This window comes from Arthrobacter sp. P4_F10 (assembly GCF_056401435.1).
The window spans coordinates 24,889-41,915 of record NZ_JBFUJJ010000022.1; the positions used below are offsets into that span (position 1 = coordinate 24,889).

Sequence of the window (17,027 nt, forward strand, 5' to 3'; positions counted from 1 at the left end):
CATTCTCAGTGAGGCCGCCGCCAAAGACAATGGAACGACTTGAGATTTGGGACCACGGCCGGGGTGGACAACTTCGGCGCGAAGTAGCACCATCTCACATGTGACCAGCAAACCCGACCCGGCGCAGCACTTGCGCGACCTCGCGCTGCTACGCCGCGTCCGTGACCGGATGGACCGGGAGTACGCGCAACCGCTCGACGTCGAGGCCCTCGCCCGCGGTGTGCACATGTCCGCCGGGCACCTCAGCCGCGAGTTCCGCCTCGCGTACGGCGAGTCACCGTACAGCTATCTGATGACGCGGCGCATCGAGCGCGCCATGGCGTTGCTGCGCCGCGGCGACCTGAGCGTCACCGAGGTCTGCTTCACGGTCGGCTGCTCGTCGCTGGGCACCTTCAGTACCCGTTTCACCGAACTGGTCGGCGTACCGCCCAGCGTCTACCGGCGCGAGGCGGCGCGCGCGACCGCGGGGATGCCGTCCTGCGTGGCGAAACAGGTCACCAGACCGGTCAGGAATCGAGAAGTGCCGGCCCCCGAAGCGCAGCTAGCATGAATTTYATGGACATCAACATTCACGCGAGTTTCCTCCCACACAACGATCCCGACGCCGCCGTCGCCTTCTATCGCGACACACTCGGTTTCGAGGTCCGCAACGACGTCGGATACGGCGGGATGCGCTGGATCACGGTCGGCCCGGCCGACCAGCCGGGCACGGCCATCGTCCTGGAGCCGCCGGCCGCCGACCCCGGTATCACCGACGACGAGCGCCGCATCATCGACGAGATGATGGCCAAGGGCACCTACGCCCGCATCCTCCTGGCCACCAAGGACGTCGACGCCACCTTCGAACGGCTCCAGGCCAGCGGCGCCGAGGTGGTCCAGGAGCCGACAGAGCAGCCCTACGGGGTCCGCGACTGTGCCTTCCGCGATCCCGCGGGCAACCTGATCCGCATCCAGCAGCCGCTCTGAGCCGTCCGCGGACGCGGGCAAGGCGGACGCGGGCAAGGCGGACGCGGGACAAGAAGGCACAGAGCCGGAAGCTGGTTAGATAGAGCAAAGCGACGCTGAGGGAGTCCGCGCAGGCGGCCCCGCAAACAGATGGAGACACCATGAGCATGGCCACCGGGGCGGACACGCAGTCGCCTGCGCAGCATGTTGCTGACACCCACGATTTGATCAGCGTGCAGGGCGCGCGCGAGAACAACCTCAAGGACGTCAGCATCGAGATCCCGAAGCGCCGGCTGACGGTGTTCACCGGCGTCTCCGGCTCGGGCAAGAGCTCCCTGGTGTTCGCCACGATCGCCGCAGAGTCGCAGCGGATGATCAACGAGACCTACAGCGCCTTCGTGCAGGGCTTCATGCCGACGTTGTCGCGGCCGGAGGTGGACCACCTCGAGGGATTGACGACGGCGATCATCGTCGACCAGGAGCGGATGGGCGCCAACCCCCGGTCCACCGTCGGCACCGTCACCGATGCCAACGCCATGCTGCGCATCCTCTTCAGCCGGCTGGGATCACCGCACGTGGGACCCCCCACGGCGTTTTCCTTCAACGTCCCGACGCGGAAGGCAAGCGGCGTGATGAGCACCGAGAAAAGCGGCCGGGTCGAGAAGAATGTGGTGCACGACGCGGTTTACCTGGGCGGCATGTGTCCGCGCTGCGAGGGCATGGGCTCGGTCTCCGACTTCGACCTCACTGCGCTCTACGACGACTCCAAGTCGCTCGCTGGCGGTGCCCTGACAATCCCCGGCTACAGCATGGACGGCTGGTACGGCCGCATCTTCAGCGGCGCCGGCTTCGACATGGACAAGCCGATCGCGAAGTTCACCAAAAGGGAAATGCACGACCTGCTCTACAAGGAACCGACCAAGATCAAGGTTGAGGGCATCAACCTGACGTATGAGGGGCTGATCCCGAAGATCCAGAAGTCCATGCTGTCCAAGGACGTCGAGGCGATGCAGCCCCACGTCCGGGCCTTCGTGGAGCGCGCCATCACGTTTCAGGCCTGCCCGGAGTGCGACGGCACGCGGCTCAGCCGGGAGGCCCGGTCCTCGAAGATCCAGGGCAAGAACATCGCCGACCTCTGCGTGATGCAGATCAGCGACCTGGCCGCGTGGGTCCGCGAGCTCGATGCGCCTTCGGTCGCGCCGCTCCTGAACGGCTTGCGGCACCTGCTCGACTCGTTCGCCGAAATCGGGCTGGGTTACCTCTCCCTGGACCGGCCGGCGGGCACGCTGTCCGGGGGAGAGGCCCAGCGCACAAAGATGATCCGGCACCTGGGCTCGTCCCTCACAGATATCACCTACGTCTTTGACGAGCCGACGATCGGCCTGCACCCGCACGACATCGAGCGGATGAACCAGCTGCTGCTGCAGCTGCGCGACAAGGGCAACACCGTGCTTGTCGTCGAGCACAAGCCGGAGACCATCGCGATAGCCGACCACGTCGTTGACCTCGGTCCCGGCGCAGGCACCGAGGGCGGCAGTGTCTGCTTCGAGGGAAGCGTGGAGGGGCTGCGGGGGAGTGACACCATCACCGGCCGCCATCTCGACGACCGGGCCGCGGTAAAGGAATCGGTACGCCCGTCCTCGGGCGCACTGGAGGTCCGTGGTGCCTCCACCAACAATCTCCAGGGTGTGGATGTCGACATCCCGCTCGGCGTGCTCTGCGTGGTCACCGGCGTCGCCGGCTCAGGGAAGAGCTCGCTGATCCACGGCTCGGTGGACGGACGCGACGGTGTGGTGGTAATCGACCAGGGTGCCATCAAGGGGTCGCGCCGCAGCAACCCCGCGACGTACACGGGCCTCCTCGAGCCGATCCGCAAGGCATTCGCGAAGGCCAACGGCGTGAAGCCGGCGCTGTTCAGCTCCAACTCGGAAGGCGCCTGCCCCACCTGCAACGGCGCGGGTGTCATCTTCACCGAACTCGGTGTCATGGCCACCGTCGAGTCCATCTGCGAGGACTGCGAGGGCAAGCGATTCCAGGCCTCGGTGCTGGAGTACAGGCTGGGCGGCTACAACATCGCCGAAGTGCTGGCAATGTCGATGACCGAGGCCGAGGTGTTCTTTGGCGAAGGGGAAGCCCGCACGCCGGCGGCCCACAAGATCCTCGACCGGCTCGTGGACGTCGGGCTCGGCTACCTCACCCTCGGCCAGCCGCTCACCACGCTATCCGGCGGTGAGCGGCAGCGCGTCAAGCTCGCCACCCAGATGGCAGAGAAGGGTGACATCTACGTCCTCGACGAGCCCACCACCGGCCTGCACCTCGCCGACGTCCAGAACCTGCTGGGCCTCCTGGACCGGCTCGTCGACTCCGGCAAGTCGGTTATCGTCATCGAGCACCACCAGGCGGTCATGGCGCACGCCGACTGGATCATCGACCTCGGCCCCGGTGCCGGCCACGACGGCGGCAGGCTTGTTTTCGAGGGCACCCCCGCCGACCTCGTCGCTGCCCGCGCCACGCTCACCGGCCAGCACCTGGCGGCCTACGTCCGTTCGTGACCCGCCCGGTCATTGCCGCGGCCGCGGTTGCGGCTCCGGGTGCCACCGGATCGCTCCGATGGCACCCGGAACTGCGGGCAGCCCGCCGCTGCTGCTCAACCGATTCGGTATCGGCGGATTCCAGCGTGGTCTGAGAATGTGGACTAATCTGGGGCCGTGGCAAGCATTCGAGAAGCTCAAAAGCAGATGACCCGCCGACTTTTTCTCGAGAAGGGGCTGGAGCTTTTCGAGGAAAAGGGGTTCGCCGCCACCACGGTGGATGACATTGCCGCTGCCGTAGGCACCACCAGGGCAACCTTCTATTCGCATTTTCCGTCCAAGGCCCAGCTCATGCGCTCGCTCGTCGAGCGGTCCAACGAGATACTGACCGATGCCGATGTGCCGCCGCTGCATTCGGTGGTGGAATCCGGGGACCGCAAGCTGATCAGGGTCTGGCTTGCACGGAAATTTGACCAATGGGCCGACATCCGTCCCTATGTGGTGGCGGCGCACCAGGCCGCGGCCAGCGAACCGGACATCCAGGCCGCTTTGGATCAGTGGTTCGACCTGGCAATCGATGACATGCAGGCCGGCCTGGACCGGGCCGGGCGTTTTGACCCACCCAGCCGCCGTGTCCGGTGCACGCTGGCCTTCGGAGAACTGGAGTTCTTTTCCCGGCGCTGGATGCGGCTCGGTTGGACCGTAGACCGCGACACTTCTCTGGATCTGATGGTCGAGAACTGGTGCTTCCTGCTGGCTGAGTGAGCAGGAAGCACCGGGGCGCAGTCTATTGACTGCGCCCCGGCGTTTTCAGGTGCCCCACGACATCAGTGCCCCTGGTCTTCCGCCGCCTTGCGTGTGGTGAACGGCAGGACCAGCCTGGACTGGTGGGCGGCGTCGCGGTAGATCTTATGGGTGACGGGCCGGCCCACGGGCAGGTGGAAGGCATCCGGCGGCAGCAGCGCATTGTGCTCGTCGGCCAGCGGCTCGCCGTTGGACAGTTCCACCGTCAGCTTGTGCCCCGGCTTGAACGTGTTCGCGAACGGATAGAGGCGCAGCACGTACTCCTCGATCGTCCCCGGCTCCACCGGCACGGAACGGGTGTGCGCGTGGTACGGGTTGCCCTCGGTGGTTCGCTCGTCGAGTTCGCGGTGCGAGGCCTTCAGGTAGCCGCTGGTGATCAGCTGGCGCGGGCCGTTGGGAGCGTAGTCCCACAGGCGCAGGATGAAGTTGGTGTCCGGCTGGTCGATCTCGGCGAAGATGTGCGCGGCACCGGCGCCGATCATCTCCGTGTCCTCCTCGAAGACAGGGGTGGACCAGCTGATGATCTCCACCTTGTCCGTCACCGTCAGCGGCGCCTGGTAGAAGCCGTCCGGGGCGGCGTACTCCGCCCCCATCGGCTCGGGCTGTTCGGACAGCGTGTGGCGCGGGCGCAGATAGAGGGACTTGTACTCGATGTCCTTCGGCGGCCACGCCTCGGCGGTCACCACCTCCCGGGAACCCTCCACAAAGACGCTCACGGCCGGTTCGTCCATGACGCCGTTGTCGATGCCCTTGATCCAGTAGTCGTACCACCGGAACATCTTGTCGTGCTCCTCGATAAAGGGACGCGACTGCATCGGCGGGTAGGGACCGATGTCCAGCTTCTTGGGGCCCTTCAGCTTATTGAACAGCTCGATCGTGCCATCCAAGGTCCAGCCGCGGCCCTGGTCGAGCTGCAGCCAGACCGGGATGTCGATGTTCGGGGCCAGCGAGACGGGGTTGCGCTCCTCGTACCAGTCCCCGTCCAGCTCGTTCATCACGATGTCGAACCAGACCTCATGATTCTTCGGGTAGTTCAGGACATGGACCAGGTTCGGCCAGGCGGCCACGTCCGGATCCTGCAGCCGCTCCTGGACCAGCTTCTTCAGTTCATCGGGGGAGTACTTCTCGATCATGCGGGACTTCACGCCGTCGGTGAACGCCCAGCCGGAGTCGCCGCCGCGGCCCTCGCGGGCGGCGCGCGGCATGAACCACATGACGCCGCCGTGGTAGGTGGTCTCGTAAAAGTCGTAGTGGCCGCCGGAGACGAAGATCGCCTTCAGGTGCGGCGGGCGCTCGGCCGCGGCCAGCACCTGCATGGAGCCGAAGTAGGAGATGCCGACCATGCCGACGTTGCCGTCGCACCACGGCTGCTCGGCGACCCATTCGATGAAGTCGTACGCGTCCTGGCCCAGGGAGACGCCGCCGGCGTTGTAATTGCCGATGTGCTCGCCGCCGGAGTGGCCGGAGCCGCGCAGGTCGCCGATGACGTGGACGTAGTCCTCCTTGACGATGCGGGCGATGTCCCCGGCCTCGATGCAGCCGTCCCACATGGGGCTGGGGCGCCGCTGCGGCGGGGTGGTGAGGGCCAGCGCCTGCAGCTCCTTGCCGTAGGGGCTCAGTGCCACCAGGGCGGGCCGCGGCTTGTCCTCAGTACCGTGATAGGCGTCCGCGGCGAGCTCGACGCCGTCCCGCATCGGGACCCGGAGATCCTTGCGGACAGCAATCTTTTCCCCGCCGGCATCCAGCATCTTTAGGTCATCCATGGGTGCGTAGCTCCTCATGCTTGGTCATTTGGTCAAAGGTTGTGCGGTAGCCGTGGAGCGTCGTGAAGAACGGGGACGGCTCCAGGCTGGGGTCCCCCGCGTAGCCGAGTTCTTCAGCAACGCGGGCGAAGGGCGAGTATGGCGAGTCCGTGTCCTGCAGCCCGGCGTCCAGGCAGCGGCAGGCCGCGTCACCGACACGGGCCTCGATCTCTTGGCTCGCCTGGAGCGCTTCCCTGGCCTGTTCCGCGTCGAGCTCGACGCCATACGGCGTGCCGTCCGCGCGGCGGTACGGGTGCCCGAGGTAGAGATGCTGCGGACGGATCTCCTCACGCAGGTACTGAAGGCCTGCGCGATAGCCGGCCGGGTCCACGAAACCGGGGAACCCGTTGGCCGCGCCGTGGACCTGGACGGCGTCGCCGACGAACACGTCGTCCTGCCCGTCGATGACATAGGCGACCGACCCGGGGGTATGTCCCGGGATTGAGTGAACGGAAACGGTGACGTCACCACCGAGGGAGATTCTCTCTCCGCCCCGCACCAACAACGTCGGTTCCATCTCGCCGGAGATAACCGCGTCCGCGGCGGCCGACAGCCTCGATTCACCGTCAGGGTCGTGCAGGTACTGCGCCCGGCCGGCGACGTATTCGTCCACGTGCGCCCTTCGCGAGCGCAGCAGCGGCGCGTCGGCCTCGTGGATAACGACCTGCGCGCGCCGTCCGGTGAGTTCCCACAGGGCGTGGGCACCGCCGACGTGGTCGATATGCCCGTGAGTCAGCAGGATCCAGCGGACGTCCTCGATCCGGCGGCCGATCGCCGCCAGCGCGGGCGCCAGTCCTTCCGCGGGCGAGGATGCGATCCCAGTGTCCACGATGGCGGGCTCCGGGGCGTCGATGAAGAAGCTGTAGAGACCGAACCGGCCCCACGGCGAGACGATGGGATGAACAGCGACTGCCGGCGTCATTGCCCGGCGTTCCCGTCCAGGAAGGCGGCCGTCTCACCGAACGCCCGGTAGAACTCCGGGAGCCAGGAGAAGTTTGCGACGAAGCCGTGGTTTGCCCCCGCGTAACGGCTGACCGTCGCGTCCACGCCGGCCTCCGTCAGTCGCTGGCCGTAGAGTTCGCCCTCATCGCGCAGGGGATCGTACTCCGCGGTGATGACCAGGGCCGGTGGCAGGCCGGCGAGATCCTCGCGCTTGATGGGGGAGACGAGGGGATCCGACGGATCCGCCCCGTTCCCGAGGTAGAAGGAGTTGAACGGCAAAAGGCCCGCCGTCTCCAGCCCGTACCCCTCAGCGTTCTCCCGCAGTGAGGCGTAGCGGTCGACGTCGAAGTCCAGGTCCAGGGACGGGTAGAAGAGGACCTGGTGCGTGATGAGATCAAACCCGTCGTCGTGTGCTTGCGCGGCGACGGCCGCGACGAAGTTGCCACCCGAGCTGTCACCGGCGATGGCCAGGTTCTTCCCGTCCCAGCCCAGGCTCGCACCCTGCTCGGCGGCCCACCGGACCACCCCGTAGCAGTCGTCGAGGCCGGCCGGGAACGCGGCCTCCGGGGCGAGGCGATAGCCGACCGAGATGACCTTGTGGCCGGTCTCCCTCGCCAGCGACCGTGCCACGTGGTCGTGGGTGTCCAGGCTGCCCAGGAAGAATGCGCCGCCGTGGAAGTACACCAGCAGGCCGTAGGCGTCCGCCTCGGCAGGCGTGTAGATCCGCACGGGCACCTCGCCCGACGCCGTCACTGCCGTGGCGTCCTCGACAAGGAACAGCGGCAGCCGGTCCTCGAGAGGGAGCACCTGCGAAGCCTCCCCGGCGCGCATGGCCGCCGGGTTGAGCGGCGACCCGTCCGGTGCCGGCAGGGTGCCGAGGATTTTGGCGATTTCGGGATGGATGGTCATGGCGTTCACGCTTTCGATGCGGCGGCGGGCTTCTGGGACGTGGGTTTTTGCCCCGGGAAGACGTCATTGACCTCGTCCTCGGACCAGCCCTGGCGGGAGATACGCTGCAGCTCGTCCGTTACCGGCTTGCGGGTTGCCTGGAACAGGGCCAGTGCCTCCTTGACGGAGCCAGCCCCCGCAAGGGCATCGGCGAGCGCGCCGGCGTCCTCGATGGCCGAGTTCGCGCCCTGGCCCTGGTGGTGCAGCATCGAGTGGGCCGCATCGCCCATGACCACGACGGAGTCCGTGTGCCACGAGCTAACCGGGTCTATGTCGTAGACGGCGCGGATGTTCACGGTGTCCATGTCGAGGCCGCGGGCAATGTTGACAATCCGCTCGTCGAAGCCCTCCACTGTCGCCACGAGGTCGTCCTTCGTGATCGTGGGGGCCCAGGTGCTGTCCGGGCACAGTGCGGTGATATCGAACGACATCTGGTTGCGGTGACGCAGCGGCAGCAGGTAGACCTTCGTGCCCCTGCCCATGTACATCCGCAGGTTGTCGTCCACCACCATGCCGTGGGCGTCGTCGGCGGAGATCACAGCGCGGTAGGCGTGTTCGCCCGAGAACACCGGACCCTTGTCGCTGAAGAGCTGCTCACGCACCACGGACTTGATGCCGTCGGCGCCCACCACCAGGTCGGCCTCGACGCTCTTGCCGTTGGTGAACGTCAGGACGGGGCGGCCGCCCTTGTCCTCGATGGTTTCCAGCTTGTGGCCAAGGTGCACCATGCCCTCGGGCAGCACGCCCAGCAGGGCCTCGATGAAGTCGCCGCGGTGGATGAGGTGGGTCTGTGTCTGCTCGCCGAACTCCGGCCAGGTGTCCTTCATGATCGGCTCACCCGTGGCGGTGAGGATTTCGAAGTAGTCGCTCGGCGAGCTTACTTTCGCGATCGCGTCAAAGATGCCCCATTGGCTGAACCGGTGCATGGTGGCGGGACGCAGCCCGATGCCGGCGCCGACCTCCCGCATCTGGGAAGCCTGTTCGTACACGTTGACGTCGGCACCGAGCAGGCTCAGGGCTTTGGCCGCCGCGGCGCCGCCGTACCCCGCGCCGACGATGGCGATGTTGAGGTTCTTGATGTCTTCAGCCTTCATGGTTCATCTCTTTCTTGACGCTTGGCCCGGGCCAAGTGTTGGGGAACGGTGAGTGTGGTGGATTGTCCGGGGTCAGGCGTGAAGCGACAGGAAGTCGGCCGGGTTGTCCTCGAGCAGGAGTTTGAGGGTGGCGTCGTCGATTCCGGCTGCGCGCATGTCGGGGATCATGTCCTCGAAGATGTAGTTGATGGTGTGGCCCTTCACTCCCGGCCAGCCCAGTGGGCTGCAATTTGCGTCGGCCGAGACCAGGAGCTTGTCCGCATAGCCCTTGTTCACGAGGTGGACGAAGTGCTCCATGCGTTCGGCGCGCTTGCGGCCCCAGAACGGCGGATCGGGCAGTTCGAGGTCGTAGCCGAAGGTGTCGAAGCCGATGCGGCCGCCCTGCTCGTAGATCCAATCGTGGGGAGTGATCGGAGCGTTCAGGCCGTCGTCGGCGTGGCCAAAGAGCACGCGGTCCAGCGGGAGGCCCTCTTCGTTGAAAATGTTCACCGCCGGTTCGGGGTCGATGGCCAGGTGGGTCAGGACCGGTGCGCCGGTGACGACGGCGGCGCGGGCCGCGGCCCGGTAGATCCGCTGGTCCAGGTCCGTCATGCGTCCGCCGCGGCTCACACCGACCTTGATGACGCCGGCCTTGGCGCCTGTAGTGCCGATGCCGACGGTGATCTCGTGGATGAACACCTTCGTGAGGTACTCCACGGTGGCACGGGAGAAGTGCGGCAGGGCGGTGTCGCCGCCGACGAAGCCGGTGCAGGCCACGATGTGCACGCCCGTCTTCCGGGACAGTGACTTGTAGTAGTCGACGTCGCGGCCGTTGCAAATGCCCGTGGCGTCCACGAAGGTGCCGCCGCCGTATTCGCGGAATTTCCGCAGTTTCGGCACGGTTTCCTCGTAGGCCTGCTCCGGAGACTTCCACCACTTGGTGTCCAGTTCGGACCCGGGCATGCCGTAGCCGATGTGTTCGTGGACCGCCACGATTTCCAGTTCTTCGGCCGGGATGGTTCCCAGCACGGTGTTGACTTTGGTCATTTCGTTCACCTCGGGGTTCGAAAGCTTGTTGTGTGTGGGCCGCCGCGTGCTTAGCGCACGGTCAGCAGGTTGCGCGGGTTGTCCACGAGGATGCGCCGGGCGTCTTCCTCGCCCAGGCCGTGGGCCTTGAGGAAAGGCATGAAGGTGGTCAGGACGTGGCTGTAGGGCAGGTTGTACTCCGGCAGACCCTTGGCCACGCCGATCGAGTTGCCCGAAAGGATGATCCTTTCGGCATGGCCTGCCTTGACGAGCTCGAGCACCAGTTCGGCGCGATCGTGGTCGGTGAGGTAGTCCGCATGGTCGTTCAGGCCCACGTGGTCGATGCCGACGAAGGCTCCCCGGCCGGCCACTTCCATGGCGGAGCCGGCGCCGTCCTTGCGGTCGAGGCCGCCGACGAGCACCCGGTCGGCCCCGATCTGCTCGTCCAGGACGATGTCCAGATCGTGCAGGGCGTCGGCGCCGAAGCGGATGGAGACCGGGACGCCGGTGTCCCTGGCAGCGCGGGCGGAGCCGCGAAACAGGCTTTCCTCGGTCGGCGTCATACCGGCGCGGTCGGCGGTGGTGGCGATGATGCCAGCGGCGGCGCGGCGCTCGACCCGGGGAACCACCATCCCCTCCTTGACCTCCTTGCCGAAGAGATCACTGAACTTTTCGGCCGGCCACGGGGTGGGCGGGTTGGTCTGGGGCGTCAGGAAGTATCCGCCGAGTTCTTCCTCCGGGCCCAGGCCCGTGGAGGCGACGATGTGGACGCCGGTGGAGCGGGACAGTGCCTCGTAGAGCTTGAGGTCGCGGCCGTGGAACATGCCGGTGCTGTCCACGATCGTCTTCCCGCCGTGCCCGCGGAAGTCCTCGAGTTTCGCGGCCAGGGCCTGGAAGATCTCCGCCCGGTCCATGGAGATCTCCGGTGCGTACTGGGCGCCCGGGACCACCGACAACAAAGCCTCATGGAGCGCCACAACGCCCAGTTCCGAGGCAGGGACGGGACCCAAGACCGTGTTGACGGTTTGCCCGGCGGGGGCGTGGAACGCGTCACCGGTATCGGCGGGTGTGGTGTGGCTCACTTGGCTTCTCCCTTGAGGATCGAGTGCTGCAATGCAGGGGTGCCGCGGAGTTCGACCGTGCCGTCGCTCCCTTGCGGTGCAGTCAGCCTCACATATTTCTTTACATGATGTCAAGGAAATTTGCAGGCCGTACGGCAGCTGAGCATCGGTGTGCTTATGAAACCAACGTTGCGTAAGTGCTCTTGACATCATGTAAACCTTGGCACCACACTGTGGGGAGCGCCACATCTACCTCCGGCCTACCGGCACTTACCCGGTAGGGCACCAGCAACGGCGCACCACCGGAGAATCGACCGGAAACAAAGGAGTTTCATCGATGAGTCAGACCACCACGGTGTCGAGCCGAGGCTCAGTACGAGCGACGTTCGTGGCCGCCTACAGCGCGGTCACACTCGCGCAGATCACCAACGCCCTGCCGGGTGCCCTCAGCGGCACCTTCGCCGCGGAATTCCATACCTCGGGCGCGGGCCTGACCTGGATCGCGGGCATGTTCTTGATGGGTATCGTCGTGTTCGAGCTCAGCTGGGGGCTCCTGGGTGACCTGTTCGGACGCAAGAAGCTTCTGTACATCGGCGCCGGGGTCAGCATCGTCGGCTCCGTCCTTGCTGCGCTGGCGCCGACAACCGAGATGATGATCACCGCGCAGGCCGTCGGCGGCATCGGGGCGGGCATCCTCTTCCCCATTTCGCTGTCCATGATCGCGGCGATCACCCCGGACCACCGGGCGCGGGCCCGGGTCATTGCCACCTGGGCCGGGTTCCTGTCGCTCGGCGCGGTGATCTCCCCCCTGCTCGCCGGCCTCACGGCCCAGTTCTTCACCGTGCCAGGCGCTGCGGCTGGCACGCCGAACGTGTTCAGCGGCTGGCGTGTCGCCTACTTCGTTGCGGCCGCCGTCGCCGTGGGCGTTCTCATCGTCGCGCTCCGGGCGAAGGACTCCGCGGCCGCGGAGGGACGCAAACTCGACCTGCCCGGCCAGTTCACCCTCGCGCTCGGCCTCATCGCCGTGCTTTTTGCGACGGTTCAGGCGGTCGATGCGGGCTTCGGCGCTTCGGATGTCGTCGTTAGCTACGTCATCGGCGGCATCCTTTTGGTCCTCTTCCTCGTCATCGAGACGCGGACCAAACAGCCGCTCATCCACCTTTCCCTGTTCAAGAACAGCGCCTACTCGATCACAGGCGTCGTCGCGGTCACCGGCATGTTTGCCTTCCTCGCGATCTGCTTCAGCACCAGCGTCGCCGTCGGCGGCCTTGCCCTGGCCGAGACCTGGAAGGTCGGGGTGCTGTTCGTCTTCATCCAGGGCCCCGCGTTCGCCTTCATCCCCGTGGTGGGGTGGCTCATCCACCACATAGCGCCGCGCTGGGTGCTCACCTTGGGCTTCGCCTTCATGGCCATCTCCGGCTTTTGGCTCTCGACGTTCTCCCTGGGCGCGCCGGAGGCCTTCGGCGGTACCCCGTGGACGGCCTTCATTCCGCCACTTCTGCTGCTGGGCATCGGATTCGCGCTCACAGTTGGCTCCATCACTTCCGTGGCGATCAACACCGTCCCGCCGCAGCACATCGGCATGGCGTCGGCGACGACGAACCTGCTGCGGGACCTTGGCTTCGCCCTTGGCCCGGTCATCGGCTCGGCCATCGCGTTCAGCATCGGCGCCTCAGCCTTCGCGGGCCCCCTCGGCGGGATCCTCGGCGGGGCGGGGCTGCCCGCCAACGCAGTCGCCGGCTCTCCCACGTGCCGCCCCTGGGCTATCTCTCGGGCTGGGACGGCGTCATCGCCCAGTTCTCCGGCCAGGCACTGGCCGGGGGCGCGCCCGCCCCTGCTGTCGACGGCATGGTTCAGGCCCTCACCGCCGCGCAGCAGCAGATACAGGGCGTGGCCGGAGCCTCGCTCGGCCAGGGCTTCCAAACGGTCTACCTCGTCGCTGCCATCGCGGCAACAGCCTCCGCCCTCCTCACCCTCTTCATCTCCGCTCGTTCTTCGGCGCCCACCCCCGACGCCATCGCAGAGACGACAGAGGCCACCGCTGAAGTGGCCGTCTGAGACTGACGGCTACACGTCACTACCCACTACCCACAACCCACAATCCGCAAGGAGAACACCGTGACTGCACCCACCGAATCCGGCATCGACATCTGGGCCGACGACGTCCTGGTCGACCCCTACCCCACGTATGCCTCGCTCCGCGAGCAGGCCGCAGTGGTGCACCTTCCCAAGAACGAGCTGTACGTCCTAACGCGCTACGACGTTATCCGTGACGCACTCGGTGATCCGGAGACCTTCTCGTCGACCAGCATCGGCTTCAACCCGATGGTGAACGAGGCGCTGCAGGGCACCTCGCTTGCCTCCGACCCGCCCATTCACACGCAGCTCCGGGCCACGCTGTCACAGAACCTCACCCCCCGCGCACTCCGCGGCCTGAAGGTCGTCATCGACGAAAAGGCGGACCAGCTCGTCGCCGAGCTCGCCGCCAGCGGCAGCTTTGAGGCCATCGACTCCCTGGCCCGGGCCTTCCCGATCGAAATCGTTGCCGACCTCATTGGCTTCAGCGGACACGTCAAGGACAACATGCTGCGCTGGGGCCAGGCCGCGATGCAGGTCATCGGCCCGCTGAACCAGCGCACGCAGGAGAGCTTCCCGATCGCCGGCGAGCTCTACGGCTGGTGCTCGTCGGTCACCGCCGACGACCTCACACCCGGCTCAATCGGCCGCGGAATCTTCGACGCCGAGACACGCGGCGACATTCCCCAAGGCTCTGCGGGGCACATCATCCACCAGTACCTGGGAGCGGGCGTCGACACGACAATCGCGTCAATCGGGAACATCATTGCGCTGTTCGGCCACCACCCCGGGCAGTTCGGGCTGGTCCGGGAGAACCCGGAACTCGTCCCCGCGGCGTTCGCCGAAGTGCTGCGCTACTGGGCACCGGTCCACATCTGGGGCCGCAGGGCAACCCGCGACGTGGAAATCGACGGAGCCACGATTCCTGCCGGGGCGCAGGTGGGCATCCTCTTCGGCGCCGGCAACCGGGACCCGCGGCACTACGAGAATCCCGACACCTTCGACGTGATGCGCAACCCGGTGGACCACCTGTCCTTCGGCTATGGACCGCACGGCTGCGCCGGCCAAGGCCTGGCGAAACTTGAAGCCCATGCGATCATTGAGGCCCTTGCCCGCAGGGTGAAAACGCTGACGATTTCCGATGAAGTCCGGGAGCCGAGCAACATCACGCGGAGCCTCGAGTTGCTCCAGGTCACCAAGGTGGTGGCAGCATGAGGATCCAACTCGACCGGCCGCGCTGCGAGGGACACGGCCTCTGCGAAGAGGCCGCTCCCCGGCTGATGCACCTCGACGACGACGGCGAGCTGGTAATCGACGTTCCGGACGCGGAAGGGGCTGACCTGGACGCCGCGAAGGCGGCGGTAAGGGTCTGCCCGGTTGCCGCGCTGCGGTTGGCCGCGGCATGACGATGCGCAGGATAGTGGTGGTTGGCAACGGCATCGCCGGGCTCACGGCCTGCGACTCGCTGCGCTCGGCCGGCTTCGATGGTGAGCTCACTGTTGTGGGCGCCGAGCGCCACCATCCCTACAGCCGGCCAGCCCTCTCCAAGGCGCTGCTGCACAGTGTTGATGGGGACAGTGTTGATGGGAACAGCGTCGATGGGAAAAGCGACGATGTACTCCAGGCCCATGTGCTCCCCGAGCCGACCCACGAAGCAACCGAGCTGCTCGGAGTCAGCGCCACGGGCCTGGACGTTGACGCCCGGCTGGTTCGCCTGGACGGGGGCGATGAGCTGCCGTATGACGGCCTCGTCATCGCTTCCGGTTCCCGGGCGAAGCGCCTCGCCCCGGGGCAAGGAGCAGCTGGACCGCGACAGGACGGCTCCCTCCGGGAGCTCACCCTGCGCACCATCGAGGATGCGATCCTGCTCAAAGAGCTGGCCGCATCGCGCCCGTCAGTTATTGTGGTCGGCGGCGGACCGCTCGGCGTTGAGGTCGCGTCCGGTTGCCTGCACGTGGGCTGCGAGGTCACCCTCGTCTCCGACGTCAAGCCGCTCTCGCGTCAGCTTGGCGACCATCTGGCCGACATCTTCACCTCCGCCGCCGTCCGGCGCGGACTGCGGGTGGTTGGCGGTGGGAAGGCCCGTCTTCTCGATCACGGTACCGGGGCAAAAGTCGTCCTTGCCGACGGCACCGAACTGGAGGCGGACCTTGTGGTCACCGCTATCGGCGACGAGCCAAACATCGGCTGGCTGGCTGGCTCGAACCTCCTCGTCGACGGGCAGCTGCGTGTCGACTCGCGCGGCAGGCTCCGGCCGGACATCGTCGCCGCCGGCGACGTGGCGTTCTTCCCGACCCGTCGAGGGGTGGAACGGGTGCCCCTCTGGACCAGCGCCATCGACCAGGCCAAGATCGCCGCCGTCGGCCTGCTCAAGGGTGACGCGGCGCCCGAGTTCGACTTCCAGCCGTACTTCTGGACAGAGGGCTTCGGCCTGTCGCTCAAGTCGGTGGGCTTCGCGCCGGTTGTCGGGACTCCCGATTTCTGCGAGCCCGGCGAGAGTGCGGATTCGATGCTGCTGCGCTGGGACAACATGGACGGTTCAGGCACCGCCGTCGCGATCAACTACCGGATCCCCATCCCCAAACTGCGCCGGCTGGCCGACGTCGGTCCGGCCGCGGTGCGTCCGGCGGCGCCAGCTCGTGTCTGACGCCGCACAACACCGTTAGGATTGATCCATGTCGTCGTTGCGAGAGGCCCAGAAGCAGCTGACCCGCGACGTGATCGTCGAACGGGCACTTGAACTCTTCACCGAGAAGGGCTACGCCGCGACGACGATCGATGAGATTGCCGCTGCGGCAGGAACCACCCGGGTGACTTTTTACGCCTACTACCCCTCGCGCAGCGACCTGATGCGGGACTTCATGGCGCGCGTCAACGCTGTGCTGGACCGCGCGGACGGCCCCGAACGGGGATCGACCGCGGCCGAGCTCGTCGACGTCGTGCGCGCAGGCGAGCTGCCGGGCATCCTGGCCTGGCTGGAGTCGCGGGCGGCGCTCTGGCCAGTCTTCCGCCCGTACCTCGACGTGCTCGAGGAGGCAGCCGCCGTTGATCGCGAGGTGCGCGCCCTGGTCGAGGGATGGCATGAGGAGGTCATCTCCGATCTCGTGCGCGGAATGGAGCTGGCAAGTCGCTTCTCGGAGGAGACGCGCCACATTCGCGGCACTCTCGCGTTCACCTCGCTCGACTACGTCGCCACGCTCTGGACACGACGGAAGTTTGAACCAAACCGCGACCACGCACTCGAGGTGCTCGCCGACAACTGGTACCACCTGCTCTGCGACGAAGGCTGAACCGGATGGAAAGTATGGGCGCAGCCGAAGTACCGGCGAAGGCTGTGGACCACCGGTCCCTGGCCGTCTCGGTGATCGACATTTCCTCCGATATCCGCCGGAAATCGCACAATGACACCGGCGTCCGGCCGCTGTCCAATGGCGTGCTGGAAATCCTCCGGGTCATCGAGAACCACCCCGGCATCACCGTTGCGGACGTTGCCTCGCGTCTCGGGCGGCAGTTCAGCAACGTCAGCGTCCAGCTCCGGGAGCTGGTCGCCGCGGGCCTTGTCACCCGCACCCGCGACGCAGCCGACAAGCGGTACGTCGCCCTCCACCCCACGGCGGAGTCCCAGCGGATCAAGACCCTCCTTGAGGGCGCCTGGGCGGAAGCGCTGGAGTCGGCGAGTTCCCGGCTGCTGCCCGAAGAGCGCGAGCAAATCGCCGCCAGCCTGCCGGCCCTGCAGCGCCTCGCCTCGATCATCGCCGAGCCCGAGTAGCGCACATCACCTCCACGCCCTGCCTACGAACTCATGCGAAGTAGTTATAC

At 66.7% G+C, this 17,027-nt stretch carries 16 protein-coding genes; 10 read left to right on the forward strand and 6 right to left on the reverse strand.

The annotated features are described in order from the left end of the window. Positions 1-100 precede the first annotated feature (100 nt). The 4 genes from AC1DR1_RS17595 (at position 101) to AC1DR1_RS17610 (ending at position 4,241) form a co-directional block, all read left to right on the forward strand. Entirely contained in the window at positions 101-550 is a 450-nt protein-coding gene (locus tag AC1DR1_RS17595) for a helix-turn-helix transcriptional regulator (protein ID WP_476966763.1), read from the forward strand. Continuing rightward, positions 547-966, forward strand: coding sequence for a VOC family protein (locus AC1DR1_RS17600; RefSeq protein ID WP_229992410.1), 420 nt, complete (start codon positions 547-549; stop codon positions 964-966). Before AC1DR1_RS17595 ends, AC1DR1_RS17600 begins: the two co-directional genes overlap by 4 nt. A gap of 140 nt (positions 967-1,106) precedes the next feature. Then, positions 1,107-3,497 (forward strand): ATP-binding cassette domain-containing protein, encoded by a 2,391-nt coding sequence (locus tag AC1DR1_RS17605; RefSeq protein WP_229992409.1) that lies wholly within the window; start codon positions 1,107-1,109, stop codon positions 3,495-3,497. Between the two features lie 186 nt (positions 3,498-3,683). Further along, positions 3,684-4,241, forward strand: a complete 558-nt coding sequence (locus AC1DR1_RS17610) for a TetR/AcrR family transcriptional regulator (protein ID WP_476992987.1) — start codon at positions 3,684-3,686, stop codon at positions 4,239-4,241. 62 nt (positions 4,242-4,303) lie between these two features. On the opposite strand, the gene AC1DR1_RS17615 is transcribed toward AC1DR1_RS17610, so the two are convergent. From AC1DR1_RS17615 to AC1DR1_RS17640, 6 genes are all read right to left on the reverse strand, one after another. Further along, the gene (locus tag AC1DR1_RS17615) at positions 4,304-6,043 is read right to left on the reverse strand and encodes a CocE/NonD family hydrolase (RefSeq protein WP_229992407.1); all 1,740 of its coding nucleotides are present in this window, start codon (positions 6,041-6,043) and stop codon (positions 4,304-4,306) included. Then, positions 6,036-7,004 carry an MBL fold metallo-hydrolase gene (locus AC1DR1_RS17620; RefSeq protein ID WP_229992406.1) on the reverse strand — a complete coding sequence of 323 codons (969 nt, stop codon included), beginning with the start codon at positions 7,002-7,004 and terminating at the stop codon, positions 6,036-6,038. Before AC1DR1_RS17620 ends, AC1DR1_RS17615 begins: the two co-directional genes overlap by 8 nt. Next, complete coding sequence (locus AC1DR1_RS17625; RefSeq protein ID WP_364743138.1) at positions 7,001-7,933, reverse strand: alpha/beta hydrolase; 933 nt, start codon at positions 7,931-7,933, stop codon at positions 7,001-7,003. The genes AC1DR1_RS17620 and AC1DR1_RS17625 overlap by 4 nt, the downstream gene beginning before the upstream one ends. A 5-nt stretch (positions 7,934-7,938) precedes the next feature. Then, the gene (locus tag AC1DR1_RS17630) at positions 7,939-9,066 is read right to left on the reverse strand and encodes an FAD-dependent monooxygenase (RefSeq protein ID WP_229992404.1); all 1,128 of its coding nucleotides are present in this window, start codon (positions 9,064-9,066) and stop codon (positions 7,939-7,941) included. Between the two features lie 72 nt (positions 9,067-9,138). Then, positions 9,139-10,092, reverse strand: a complete 954-nt coding sequence (locus tag AC1DR1_RS17635) for a phosphotriesterase family protein (protein WP_229992403.1) — start codon at positions 10,090-10,092, stop codon at positions 9,139-9,141. Between the two features lie 50 nt (positions 10,093-10,142). Further along, positions 10,143-11,153 carry a phosphotriesterase family protein gene (locus AC1DR1_RS17640; protein ID WP_229992402.1) on the reverse strand — a complete coding sequence of 337 codons (1,011 nt, stop codon included), beginning with the start codon at positions 11,151-11,153 and terminating at the stop codon, positions 10,143-10,145. Between the two features lie 316 nt (positions 11,154-11,469). Between AC1DR1_RS17640 and AC1DR1_RS17645 the strand changes: the two genes are divergently transcribed. The 6 genes from AC1DR1_RS17645 to AC1DR1_RS17670 are packed head-to-tail and all read left to right on the forward strand — an operon-like array spanning position 11,470 to position 16,977. Next, complete coding sequence (locus tag AC1DR1_RS17645; RefSeq protein ID WP_476992988.1) at positions 11,470-13,254, forward strand: MFS transporter; 1,785 nt, start codon at positions 11,470-11,472, stop codon at positions 13,252-13,254. Continuing rightward, positions 13,251-14,423, forward strand: coding sequence for a cytochrome P450 (locus AC1DR1_RS17650; protein WP_229992400.1), 1,173 nt, complete (start codon positions 13,251-13,253; stop codon positions 14,421-14,423). The genes AC1DR1_RS17645 and AC1DR1_RS17650 overlap by 4 nt, the downstream gene beginning before the upstream one ends. Further along, complete coding sequence (locus tag AC1DR1_RS17655) at positions 14,420-14,614, forward strand: ferredoxin (protein ID WP_229992399.1); 195 nt, start codon at positions 14,420-14,422, stop codon at positions 14,612-14,614. Before AC1DR1_RS17650 ends, AC1DR1_RS17655 begins: the two co-directional genes overlap by 4 nt. Beyond that, positions 14,611-15,855, forward strand: coding sequence for an NAD(P)/FAD-dependent oxidoreductase (locus tag AC1DR1_RS17660; RefSeq protein ID WP_229992398.1), 1,245 nt, complete (start codon positions 14,611-14,613; stop codon positions 15,853-15,855). Before AC1DR1_RS17655 ends, AC1DR1_RS17660 begins: the two co-directional genes overlap by 4 nt. A 28-nt stretch (positions 15,856-15,883) precedes the next feature. Further along, entirely contained in the window at positions 15,884-16,498 is a 615-nt protein-coding gene (locus tag AC1DR1_RS17665) for a TetR/AcrR family transcriptional regulator (RefSeq protein ID WP_229992397.1), read from the forward strand. A gap of 5 nt (positions 16,499-16,503) precedes the next feature. Beyond that, positions 16,504-16,977 (forward strand): MarR family winged helix-turn-helix transcriptional regulator, encoded by a 474-nt coding sequence (locus AC1DR1_RS17670; RefSeq protein WP_229992396.1) that lies wholly within the window; start codon positions 16,504-16,506, stop codon positions 16,975-16,977. Positions 16,978-17,027: the final 50 nt, after the last annotated feature.